The sequence below is a fragment of the Sphingomonas kaistensis genome (genome assembly GCF_036884275.1).
In the GTDB taxonomy this organism is placed as follows: domain Bacteria; phylum Pseudomonadota; class Alphaproteobacteria; order Sphingomonadales; family Sphingomonadaceae; genus Sphingomicrobium; species Sphingomicrobium kaistense_A.
In genome coordinates this window covers 1,526,244-1,538,100 of record NZ_CP145607.1, presented here as the reverse complement: position 1 = coordinate 1,538,100, position 11,857 = coordinate 1,526,244, and the positions used below count along the sequence as shown (strand labels likewise).

Here is an 11,857-nt window from a genome sequence, read left to right as displayed (position 1 = left end):
GGGCACGCATCCGTAACCAAAGAGCCTAATCGAGCGTGGCCATCCAGCGATCCACGACGGCGAAGTGAGCGGCCCAGTCAGGCACCTGGAAACTGCGCATCGCGCCGATCTGCCTCGCCCGCTCCGGATCATCCTCGCAATATCGGATCACCACTCGTGCCCAGGCGTCGGCATCGTCGGGATCGAGGTAGGTGGGAATGTCGCCGGCCACCTCGTGATAGACCGGAAGGTCGGCGGCGATCACAGGCGTTCCGAATTCCAGCGCCTCGAACACCGGCATCCCATAGCCCTCGGCGAAGGACGGCATCAAAAGCGCTCGCGCGCCTGCCATCAGTTCGGCCAATTCCGCGTCCGAACAATGCCGTTTCTCGTCGATGAAGGGAGCCAGCGGACCGAGATCGTCGAGCTGCGCGAAGACATCGTCCGCTTCCCACCCGCGAGCCCCCACGATCACCAGCCGCGGGATCTTGTCCCCGAGACTGGCGTGCAGACCGCGCCAAACCTCCAGCAGCAGCCGGTGATTCTTGCGCCCCTCGATCGTGCCGAGCACTAGGAAATAAGGGCGCCCGGCGACTGCGCTTGACGACGGCCGCGCGATTGCCTGGCCGCTCAGCCACGCGACGACAGTTGGCGGCATCGCCATTCCCTCGCCCGCCGCAAACGCCGCCAGATCGTCCAGCGTCGCCTGCGAATTGCCGATCACCCCGGCCGCGCTGGCGAGAATGGTCCGCATCCGCCGCCCGTGCTTTTCGTCCTCGTCGGGCCGGCAATATTGTGGGTGGGTGAGCGGGATGAGATCGTGGACGAGATAGATCGCGCGGAGGCGATGGCGCTCGACCCAGGTCGCCAGATCGGGATCCTCGAGCCCGGTGTGCCCGACGTTCAAATAGAAGGCCCCCGCCGGTACTCGTCCCCACGACCCCGGCAAGATCGCCCGAGCGACGAACGTCACGAAATGCTTGCGAAAGTCGGGCCCGCCTTCCAGCAGAAGCGCAAAGAGCGCGCGTGACCGGCAGGGCGACAGCGCCAGGTGCCGGCCTTTGAACCGCACCACCGCCCGCGCCCGCGCGCCGAAATGCTCGACATAGGCCAGGCACACCCGATCGACCCCGGTCGGCAGGCTGCCGCGCCAGCGCCGCCAGATCAGGCGATTGACGTCTAATATGATGGGTGCCGAGACGGTCAGCGGGGCAAATCCTGCAACAGCGCGGCGACCTCCTCCCACACGACCGGATCGGTCGCCACAAGCAGGCCGGCCCGGCTTCCGTCCAGGTCATAGGGGCCGCCGTCAAGTCGCGCCGCCCGCCCCCCGGCCTCTTCGATCAACAAGGCGCCGGGAGCATGATCCCACGGCAGGGTTCGCTCGAACAGCGCCAGGTCCGGCCCCTCGATGAGCATCGCAGGATACAAGGCAGCGGCGCAGCGGGGGATGTCGACGAGGCGAAAACGACCCTGAAGACGCGACAGCACCGCGGCGTAGCGCTCCGGACGGCGTTGCCACAAAGAGGAGATGCCAATGGCAGGTCGCCCAGCCGCTGCCTGCCGCACCCCGATCTGCCGGCCGTCGATCCAGCATCCCGCGCCCGCCGCGGCCCAGGACCGACGTTCGGCGATCGGATCGAAGATCCAGCCGCCAACCGTTCGCCCCAAGCTCGCCAGCGCGATCATGATGCCGAACGGCTGCTGCCCGTCCGCGAAATAGCCGGTGCCATCGAGCGGATCGACGATCCAGCACAGCGGATCACCAAGGCGCTCGAGCAGGTCGGGCCGTTCGTGAACGGCCTCTTCCCCGACAATCGAGGCTGTCGGCAAGAGCTTGGAAAGCCCCTCGCTCAGCATCGCTTCGGCTTCGCGATCGGCGATCGTCACGACTTCGCCGGCGCTTTTTTCTTCGCGATCAGCAGCCGTGATCGTCTGGAAGCGGGGCAGAAGGACCTGCGCCGCCGTCTGCCGCATCACCTCCTCGACCTTTGGCGTCAGACTGGCGGCCAGGCGTCCGCCCTCGAGGCGATCCGCCTCTACCTCGCTCACCGCGGGACGTCCGTCGCCTGCCGCAATCGCTGAAGGTCCGCCACGATGCCCTCCATCTGGTCGAGCGGAATGGCATTCGGCCCATCGGACAAGGCCTGATCTGGATCGGGATGGCATTCCATGAACAGGCCGTCGACGCCAACCGCCACCGCCGCCCGCGCCAGGGGATGGACGAACTCGCGCTGTCCGCCTGACCGGTCGCCAAGCCCGCCCGGAAGCTGAACGCTGTGGGTGGCATCGAACACGACCGGGCATCCCGCCTGCCGCATGATGACCAGGCTGCGCATGTCGACCACCAGATTGTTGTAGCCGAAGCTCGTTCCGCGCTCGCACACCATGAATTTGTCGCCGTGCAGCCCGGCCGCCGCCGCTGCCGCGCGCGCTTTGCCGATCATCGGCACGACATCGATCGGCGCCATGAACTGCGCCTTCTTGAAATTTACCGGCAGGCCGCTGGTCGCCGCCGCTTCGATGAGGTCGGTCTGGCGGGCAAGAAACGCCGGGGTTTGCAGCGCATCGACCACCCCAGCCGCCGCACGCACCTGTTCGGGCGTGTGCACATCGGTCAGCACCGGCAGCCCGGTCGCCGCGCGAACCTTGGCTAGCACGGCCAGCCCCTCATCCAGGCCGACACCGCGAAACGAGGCGCCGGAGGTGCGGTTGGCCTTGTCGAAGCTGGCCTTGAAGATGATTTTCAGGTCCTGCCGCTCGGCAATCCCCGCCAACGCCTCCCCCACGCGCAGGCACAGCTCCTCGCTTTCGATCGCGCAGGGTCCGGCGATCAGGAACAAGCGTCCATCGGAGGCAAATGGGGAGCTCAAGTCAGGATCCTCATGCCGGCTGCCACTACAGCCCGCGCCTGCGTCAACGCAACTGCACCAGGCAATTCGCCCTAACGGACGGTGGTTTGGGCGGTGGCTATCGGCAGGAAGAGCTGGCTCAGCAGTTGCACGAATTTGCTGACCTGGTTGGCACGGGCATTGCCGACATAGAGCACATCGCGATCCCGCATCATGAAGCGCTGCGACAGGAGATACGCGCCGGGCTGCATCATGTTGAGATTGTAGACGGTCGGCTTGTCCAGCCCCGCCGCATCCTTGTTCATGCGAAACACGAAGATGGCCGCGGCGTCGCCTTGGTTGGGGTTCGCCCCGCCCGCCAGCGCAACTGCTTGCGCAAGATTAAGGGACGAGCGCGGAAAGGTGACTTCTTCGGCCCGATTTGACGCACCCAAAACAGACAGCGTCTGCGGGCGACTGATAACGGTCACCCGATCACCCGGCGCGACCCGTACATCCTGTTCGGGTGAGTCGAGAAGATCGCTGAGACGCATCTCAAAGGTACCGCCATTGCGCTCGACCCGGGCAACCGCATCCTTGGCCTGCCCGCGATAGCCACCACCAAGCGCGATGGCATCGGACAAGGTTTCGCGATTCGTGGACAGCACCAGACGACCCGGACGAGCGACTTCGCCACCAAGGATCACACTGTTCGACAAGGAATCCTGCGTGGTGACGATCACCTGCGGGCTTTGCGACTTGCCGCGCAAGCCGGCCTGGATGGCGTTCTGAAGTTCCGTAAGGGTCCGCCCTGCAGCACGGACTTGACCAATGAAGGGCACCCGGATCGTGCCGCGATCATCGATCCGCATTGCCGGCAGGCGTTCGGCCCTAGACCCTGGCGCAACGCCAAGCACGGCGCCTTCGCTCGCGCTGACCGCCGGCGAGCCGCCGAAGAGGCTCACTCCGACTTCGTAGATCGTGACGTTCACCACATCCCCGATCCCGAGAAGATCGGTCGAACGACGGCTAACTGCCGTCAAAGTCGGCACCACCCGGGGTTCCGGCGTCGGCAACGTCTCCGGGCCAGTGAGCTTGATCAAGGTATAAGGAAATTCCGAGTTCGTCGCAGACGCGCCATTGCGAATTACCGAACCGGTCGGCCCACTGCTTGGCAAGGTTGAGCAGGCACCGACCAGCACTGCTGCGAGAGTAATGCCACCAAGTCTGCCGCCAAAGCCCACCGACTTACGAAAAATCATTATAACTCCGGTACATGGCAATGGATCGCCAATACCATTCTGCCCTATCATCCTTCGCGCGGCGGGCGCAAGACAATCGCGACGGCTTGTTCTATCTCGCGGGTTCGAAACGAGGGCTTTCCGCGAGAGAATAGCCAGGTCGGTAACAGGTCGCATGTCACGCAAGACTTCTTTATTCTGGCGCAAGGCGCTTCCCTTGGTGCGCTACCGTCCGGCCAGCGCCCTTCGGGCAATTTTCTGGTATCTGACCCGGCGCCGGGTGCGTGCTTCCAACATCGTCCGTGACTCGTCCCGCGGCCTGCCGCTTGCCTATCACTATTGGCTTATCGCGCAGCAGGAGGAGATCACGCGGCTCGCCGATGCCGCCGGGACGAGCGCTGAACAGTGGCCAACGATCACCCTCGTCATTCACTATTCCGACGACACCCCGGCAAACCTTCGCCGCCGCTCGCGTCGATCGGTCGAGCAGCAGCTTTTGAAACCCAACGCCATCATCGAAACGCCGATAGACGATCTCGCCAGCGCCTTACGCGGCGTCACGGGCGACTATCTCTTTTTGCTTCGCGCCGGCGACCGTTTGGCCGAGTCAGCGATCGTTCGGCTGGCACGCTTCCTCCATGCCCGGCCCGTGGCGGTGCTCTATGGCGACGAGGACGTGCCATCCACGGGGGACGGACTGCCGACGCCCTGGTTCAAGGGCGAATGGAACCGCGAACTGTTCCTGGCCCTCGATTATCTGTCGTCGGCGGTCGCGATCCGCACCGATCTTGCACGCAGAACCGAACCGATACTGACGCAAAGCGGATCGCCGATCGACGCGTTATTGATGGCCGTGACAACGTCTTGCGACGAAGACGACGTGGCGCACCTGCCGGCCATCCTCGTGCACCGGCACACTGACAGCAGCGCCAGTAATCCACATCGGGCCGCCGCGATTGTATCGGCACTGGGAGCCGGAGTGCGGTGCGAAAAAGGGCCCTTCGACACGGTTCACGTGCAGTGGCCCCTGCCCCAACCCTTTCCTCTTATAAGCATCATCGTGCCGACCCGCGACCGGGCGGAATTGCTGCGAACCTGTATCGGCAGCGTCGACGCGCATACCGATTACAGACCCTTCGAATGGATCGTCGTCGACAATGAGAGCGCGGAGCCTGAAACACAGGACTTCCTAGCCGAGCTTTCGCTGCGCTCCGATGTCAGGGTCATCCGCTCGGCCGGAGCTTTCAACTTCTCGCGCTTGAACAACATCGGTGTGGCGGCCGCGGCGGGTGAGTATGTCCTGCTGCTCAATAACGACACTGAGGCCTTCAGTCCCGAATGGCTTGGCGAGATGATGCGCTATGCCGCCCGCGACGACGTCGGCGCCGTCGGAGCGCAACTCCTTTACGCAGATGGGTCGCTCCAGCATGCCGGCGTGGTGATCGGCATGGGCGAGGCCGCCGGCCATGCCCATCGATTTTTGCCCGCCGGCGATCCTGGCTATTTTCGCCTGCCCCACGCCGCGCAGGAAGTCTCGGCGGTGACTGCCGCCTGCCTGCTGGTGCGAAAGGACCGTTACATGGCTGTCGGAGGCCTCGATGAGGAAAAATTCGCGGTCGCCTACAACGACGTCGATTTCTGCCTCCGGCTAAAAGAGGCGGGCTGGTGCAACATCTACACCCCTCACGCCAAACTTTATCACCACGAATCAAAGTCGCGCGGGAGCGATTTTTCGGTCGCCAACCGCGAGCGCTACATGCGCGAACTGAAAAACCTTCAGACACGTTGGGGCACCCGGACCTTCCTCGATCCGCTACACAGCCCTCATCTCGATCGTTATAGCGAAACCTTTCAGCCGGGCTTTTGACCGACCATGACCATCGATCCGAAACTTCTACCCGGTATTCCCCTGATCGAATCGCCGATTTACGCGGGTATTGTCGATCAGCTCGGACTGACCGATGACGAGCGCCGGGTCGCCGACTCCCTCCACGAGCGCGGTTATGCGGTGATCGACTTTCCCGATCCCGAAGTGCTGGACCGCATCGACCGGATCAAGCGCCGGCTCGCCCCGCGTTTCGGCCTCGATCCCGAAGACCCGGCCCGTCGGCTGCGCGAGGCCTCGGTCCGCCGCGTCCAGGACGCCTGGCTGGAGGACGAGGATGTGCGCGCGATTGCCGCCAACCCGACCGTCCTCGCGCTACTCGGCAAGCTTTACGGGCGGCGGCCAATCCCGTTCCAGACCCTCAATTTCCCGGTCGGGACCGAACAAAAGCTGCACAGCGATTCCAATCATTTCTCGAGCCTGCCCGAACGTTTCATGTGCGGGGTGTGGCTGGCGATGGAAGATGTCCATCCCGACGCCGGGCCGCTCACCTATGCGCCGGGCTCGCACAAATGGCCGATCATCAGCAATCTCATGATCGGCCGGCGTGGCCGCGGCGGGCAGACCCATTCCGCCCAAGCCCCCTTCGAAGCCGCCTGGGATGCCCTTCTGGAGATCCACGGGTCGGAAAGCGAATTGCTGATCGCGAAAAAGGGCCAGGCACTGATCTGGGCCGCCAATCTGCTTCACGGCGGCAGCTTCCAAAACGACAAGAGCCTGACTCGCTGGTCGCAGGTCACGCATTATTATTTCGAGGACTGCATCTACTACACCCCCGCCTTCTCCGACGAAGCGGTGGGCGATCTCGCCGTACGGTCGATCACCGATGTCGTCACCGGGGACAAGGTCGAGAACCGCTACCTCGGCCAGGCGGCTGAAGCCCTGCTGCAGCGATCGTCCGCGCCAGCCGAGGACGAGCCGGAACCGTCGGGGTGGTGGCAGCGGCGGCGCAAGCGGGCCAGCGCCCCGCCTCCCACCATCACGCTCCCGCCCGACTTCGATGCCAAGGCCTATCTCGAGCTCAACCCCGACGTGGCGGCCGCCGGGATAGACCCGGCAGCCCATTACCTGCGCTATGGCTTCAGCGAAGGCCGCGCCTATCGGACCGACTGACGCCGGACATCAGACCGATCAGATTGCCGGAGCGTCGAGCATTTCCCGGTAAAGCGCGACGAGATCGTCGGTCACCTCGGCCGGGGTTCTCAGATGAACATCGCTGCGGGGCGCAGACCGACGGAAACGGGCAGGATCGTCGTCGATCGCCGACAAGACGGAGAGGAGATCGACCGCATCCTTGGGATCGATGACAAAGCCGTCGAAACCGGGTGTCAGATCCTCGGCCATTCCCCCGCGATTGCTGGCAATCACCCAACGGCCAAGACGCTGCGCCTCGCGTGACACCAGACCGAAACTCTCGAAGCACAGCGAGATGGCAAGCACCCCGTGAAGTTTCTCGAACACCTTGCCAACGGTCGAGAAAGACGTCTTCCCGACGATGCGTACTTCGTTATCGCCCCACAATTCGTAGCGTTCGGTGCCTTCGAGCATCCGGTGGTCGACGGCCAGGAATCGAAGATTTTCGAAACGACGGGTCTCAAGCGCTTTCTCGAGAAGCTTGAAACCTTTCACTCCGTGGAAACCACCAAGCAGTCCAAGCCAGACATGCTTTTCATCGTCAGGCCAGCCGACGTCGGGAAGCGTCTCCGATCCATTGCCAATCAACGTGACATTGTTGATTCCGCGACTGGTGTAGAGAGCCGCATGGCTCCTCGACACCGCAATGGTCGCATGGGCGTCTTCGAGACATTGGCGAAGTCGGCTGAGGCGTGCCGGATCGCCCCATACCCCAGTTTGCGACACAAGGGTGCCGAGATCGTCCGTAAGGAACTGCTTGTCCGAAATCCACCAGCAGTCATGCGCCGTGACCACGTAAGGGATAGAGCGATCCCGAACGACATCGATCAACGAAGCACTGAGCCACTGTATACAGTGAAAGTGAACGATCTCGGGCTTGAACTCATCGATATAGCGCTCGAAGAGCCGGTGCGTCGCTACGCTGCGCTCGATTGCGTCAACGTCCTTGGTCGGCCCGAGGCTCGTCACCTCGATGCCATCGGAGTGGTAGCGATCAAGATACCCTGGTCGTCCGTCGTCCTGACGACCGCAAAAGACCCGCACATCGAATTCGTCGCCGAAGCGCTCGTGAAGATCGATCACGCTACGTTCGGCAACTCGTGTTGCGCCTCCGGTGTACTCGGGCGGATAGAAAATATTCACGACCAGCAACCGCGTCTTCGGCTTGACCGATGGTTCCTCTGGCAGGGCAGAATATAGGTCGTTCACAAGCTGTTGGCTGCACTCGGCAAGACCATAGTCGCTAAGAACGCGCTCACGGGCGGCCTCGCCTACCCGGCGGCCAAGCGCTCGGTTGTCAGCCAATTGATTGAGCAAGCTGTACCAGTCTGCCGATTTGCGGGCGATGAAGCCCTCGCCTTCACGCACCACTCGATCGTAGGTCGCGCTGCTGCTGACGATCGACGGAACCGCAACCATTGCGGCTTCCATCCACTTGATCTCGCTCTTCGCGTCGTTGAACGGGCTGCTTACCAGAGGCGCCAGATTGACGTCGGCGCGAGCAACCTGACCCCAGTAGGAATCAAGGTCGGTGCTGAAAGGAAGCCTGACGATCTGGTGGCTGGCCGTGTCCAGCTCGCGGCCGAGGTCAACGGGACCCATGACGTGCAAGCGTGCAGACGGGCGCTCCTTGAGGAACCGGGCCACCCCGGGCGCCGCCAAGGCGAAATCGGCGTTATGGGTCTTGGTGCCGCTACCGTAGAAGATGATGAATCCATCCGCGGCCCGCTCAGGCAGGGCAGCCCCGACCGTCGTCATGTGCGCCTCGCCCAAGGCGTTGCGCGACAGGAAGCATTTTCTGCCGCGAACCAGTTTGCCGATCGCGTCGACCAGCGTCGGGGTCGAGGTGATGCCAAAGTCGCACATCTCTATCGCCATCCGGTACAGCGATCGGCCGGTGATCAGCCCGCTATATTCGACCGGCGTCACGACGTCGGAAATGGTTTCATATGCCGGCGGGTAATGGTCCGCATCGAAGATGAGGTCGTCGACGTCGAAGAAAGTGGTCACTCCGAAGCGACGAGCCGACGCGATGACGTCGATCACCTCGGGTAGTGCCGGCAAGCGGTAGATGATCAGAATGTCGTACAAGCCGACCTGGTCGCGAATGGCGCCCGCGTTGGTGTCGCTGAAAACGTCTGGCTCCAGCCCCGCGGCCCGAAGCTGATCGATTTTTTGCTGGATACGATACAGGCGGCATTGCGGCATGCTGTGGGCGCCGAAGATCGCGATGCGCAGCGCGTGCGGATTTGCCGGGCGCGGCTTTCGGCTCGGTTCGACTTCGTCGATGACGGTATCGCAATATTCCTTGATCGCCGCCTCGATCTCTTCGCAAGCGGCCTCGCTTTGCCTTTCGGTCGCACGGCTGTTCGCCTTGGCGAGGCGGACCCAGAAATGCTCGTCTGCGATCTTGTCGCGCTTGAACCGGACGGAGAGACGCTCGGGTCGGAGATGATAAGCGCGGTCAAGATGCTCGATCGCGGCGTCATGATCGCCGGTGCGGTGCAGCGCATCGGCAATATTGTAATTCGACCAGAAGTGACGCGGATCGCTGCTGAGAGCGGCACGATACATGCCGATCGCCTCGACCGCGAACCCACGATGGAGGTAGAAATCTCCAAGCTCATGCAGCAACCGCGGCGACGAAGCGCCCCGGAGATAGGCCAGCTGCAGGCAACGCATGGCCTTGTCGGAATCGACCTCGGCAAGCAGTTCGCCGAGCGTTTGCAGCAGTTCGGGGGCGGGGGAAGCCGCTGCCAGGAGCCTTGGTTCGGAAAGGCCCTCACCAAGGAAATGGGCGAGCGAGCGCCACTTGCCGGCCGATGGGATACCAGCCGCATGTGCATAGGCCGCCGCATCGAACAAGCCTTCAGGATAGGAAGGCAAGTAGACCTTCGTAGCCTTGGCGAATTCACGGCGGTGGTGCGAAGGAGATCTTGTCGAGGATTTAATGGATCGGTCCTCGGCCTTACCCAGGTGCAGGTAGTGCCAGAACGGATCGATCCCGGCATCAAGGACATCCGGATACTTGCTGATGTAATTGCTGACCGAAAACCACTCCGCGGGGTCACGCCTTTCACGCCAGCCATGCTGAACGTAATGGGCGAGCGGATCGTCGAGGACATCGGGATTATGACGCAAGTAAAAACGTGCATCGAAATTCTCGCGCACCAGCGCGTCGATCTCGATTGGCGGTGCGGGCTTTGCACCTCCAAACAGCCGCGCCATCTTCTTCAGCATCACATTCCCCACTATTCCGCCCTGCGATCATTCAGATCGCTATTCCGTCGGTTTACCAGCGCCGACGATCTTGCGCGTTCGAGCGCGCGTGACCGCGTTACATCGTCAGGTCATCGACCCTACAGATTGTTATAAACCACCAACGCTTCTTCGATGTCGTCATATTGCGAGGCCAGGCCCTCGTTCAGCACCACTGCCCGACTGCAGAATTCCCGCAACAGGGAATCGGAGTGGGTGGCGAAGATGAGCGCCCGATCGCGGCGGCGGACGAGGAGCTCCTCGTGGCACTTCCGGAAGAAATTCTGGTCGCCGACCATGATGACCTCATCGACCAGGTAACAATCGAAGTCGATTGCCAGCGACAAGGCAAAGCCCAGCCGCGCCCGCATGCCCGCCGAATAGGTCTTGACCGGCATCTTCAGTTGCGAGCCGAGCTCACTGAAGTCTTCGATGAAGGCCCGCAGTTCCTCATATTCGTGGCCGTAGATGCGGGCAATGAAGCGCGCATTGTCATAGCCGGTGAGACTGCCCTGGAACCCGCCGCTGAGACCGAGCGGCCACGACAGCGACATTTTCCGCCGGATGGTACCGGTGGTCGGCAGCTCGACCCCGCCGATCAGGCGGATCAACGTGCTCTTGCCCGCGCCATTGCGCCCCAGAAGGCCGACATGTTCGCCGCGACCGATGGTGAGATCGATGCCCCGCAGAACCGCCTTACGCCCCGATCCCATCGGGTAGGATTTGGTCACCCGTTCGCAGGTAATCATTCCACCACCAGATCACGTCGTACGCGCCGGCACATCGACAGGCCGATGACCGTCAATACCAGCGACGCGGCGATCGGAACCGAAACATCGTAGATCGCATTGACGCGGCCGCCGAAAATCCCCGCGCGCATCATTTCCATGCCGTGGACGAAGGGCGACCACCACAAGGCATCCTGCGCCGCGGGCGTCAGCCACGAGGTCATGGCGAACGTGCCCGAGAAAGGAATCATGATGTAGGTGGCGACCGGCATCAGCTTCTCGAAGACATCCGATTTTTCGGACAGCGGAGCCAGCACCATGACCAGCGCCAGGGTGAACCAGGAATAAAAGAACCACCCGGCGAAGAATAATCCCATGTCCGTCGGTATCGGGAATTCGCCCAGCGCCATCAGCACAACCGCGATGAAGAGATAAGCCATCATTGCGCCGATGAATTCGATCAGGAACCGGACAAAGATGAAATCGAGAACCTTGATCTGCCGATGATAGAGCAGGCTGCCGTTGACGCTGAAGACCCGCACCGAACGCGACAAGGCGTGGCGGAACAGGGTCAGCGGAATATAGCCCGTCGCAACAAAGGCAATGACGCTGACGCCATGCTCCTCCGGGCCCTTCATCGCCCGCCAGACGATGCCGACCAAGACCGCGAACAGCAGCGGCTCCACCATCACCCAGAGGAACCCGATGTTCTCGCGCCCGAACCGGGTAACCAGCTCACGGATCATCAGGGCGCTGGTGACCCGGCGCTGAATCCGCCACCCTGCCGCCAATCGGGCCATG

10 protein-coding genes are annotated in these 11,857 nt (G+C 62.6%); 3 read left to right on the top strand and 7 right to left on the bottom strand.

Annotated elements, in window-relative coordinates:
• Window positions 1-25: 25 nt before the first annotated feature.
• The 4 genes from V6R86_RS07605 to V6R86_RS07590 form a co-directional block, all read right to left on the bottom strand.
• Entirely contained in the window at window positions 26-1,225 is a 1,200-nt protein-coding gene (locus tag V6R86_RS07605) for a glycosyltransferase family 1 protein (RefSeq protein WP_338503379.1), read from the bottom strand.
• Entirely contained in the window at window positions 1,183-2,031 is an 849-nt protein-coding gene (locus V6R86_RS07600; protein ID WP_338503377.1) for an inositol monophosphatase family protein, read from the bottom strand. The genes V6R86_RS07605 and V6R86_RS07600 overlap by 43 nt, the downstream gene beginning before the upstream one ends.
• A complete protein-coding gene (kdsA, locus tag V6R86_RS07595) occupies window positions 2,028-2,852 on the bottom strand; it encodes a 3-deoxy-8-phosphooctulonate synthase (RefSeq protein WP_338503376.1) in 825 nt (274 codons plus the stop codon). The genes V6R86_RS07600 and kdsA overlap by 4 nt, the downstream gene beginning before the upstream one ends.
• A gap of 71 nt (window positions 2,853-2,923) precedes the next feature.
• On the bottom strand, window positions 2,924-4,072 hold the full coding sequence (locus V6R86_RS07590) for a polysaccharide biosynthesis/export family protein (RefSeq protein ID WP_338503375.1): 1,149 nt from the start codon (window positions 4,070-4,072) through the stop codon (window positions 2,924-2,926).
• 154 nt (window positions 4,073-4,226) lie between these two features.
• On the opposite strand from V6R86_RS07590, the gene V6R86_RS07585 reads away from it, so the two are divergent.
• Together V6R86_RS07585 and V6R86_RS07580 are read left to right on the top strand one after the other, a co-directional pair.
• Window positions 4,227-5,918 carry a glycosyltransferase family 2 protein gene (locus tag V6R86_RS07585; protein WP_338503373.1) on the top strand — a complete coding sequence of 564 codons (1,692 nt, stop codon included), beginning with the start codon at window positions 4,227-4,229 and terminating at the stop codon, window positions 5,916-5,918.
• A gap of 6 nt (window positions 5,919-5,924) precedes the next feature.
• Complete coding sequence (locus V6R86_RS07580; protein WP_338503371.1) at window positions 5,925-7,049, top strand: phytanoyl-CoA dioxygenase family protein; 1,125 nt, start codon at window positions 5,925-5,927, stop codon at window positions 7,047-7,049.
• Between the two features lie 18 nt (window positions 7,050-7,067).
• On the opposite strand, the gene V6R86_RS07575 is transcribed toward V6R86_RS07580, so the two are convergent.
• On the bottom strand, window positions 7,068-9,116 hold the full coding sequence (locus tag V6R86_RS07575) for a glycosyltransferase (RefSeq protein ID WP_338503369.1): 2,049 nt from the start codon (window positions 9,114-9,116) through the stop codon (window positions 7,068-7,070).
• Between the two features lie 165 nt (window positions 9,117-9,281).
• Here V6R86_RS07575 and V6R86_RS07570 point away from each other — a divergent pair, with 165 nt between their 5' ends.
• Window positions 9,282-10,445 carry a hypothetical protein gene (locus V6R86_RS07570; RefSeq protein ID WP_338503367.1) on the top strand — a complete coding sequence of 388 codons (1,164 nt, stop codon included), beginning with the start codon at window positions 9,282-9,284 and terminating at the stop codon, window positions 10,443-10,445.
• On the opposite strand, the gene V6R86_RS07565 is transcribed toward V6R86_RS07570, so the two are convergent.
• On the bottom strand, window positions 10,430-11,077 hold the full coding sequence (locus tag V6R86_RS07565) for an ABC transporter ATP-binding protein (RefSeq protein WP_338503365.1): 648 nt from the start codon (window positions 11,075-11,077) through the stop codon (window positions 10,430-10,432). The genes V6R86_RS07570 and V6R86_RS07565 overlap by 16 nt on opposite strands.
• Window positions 11,074-11,856 carry an ABC transporter permease gene (locus tag V6R86_RS07560; protein ID WP_338503363.1) on the bottom strand — a complete coding sequence of 261 codons (783 nt, stop codon included), beginning with the start codon at window positions 11,854-11,856 and terminating at the stop codon, window positions 11,074-11,076. The genes V6R86_RS07565 and V6R86_RS07560 overlap by 4 nt, the downstream gene beginning before the upstream one ends.
• Window position 11,857: the final 1 nt, after the last annotated feature.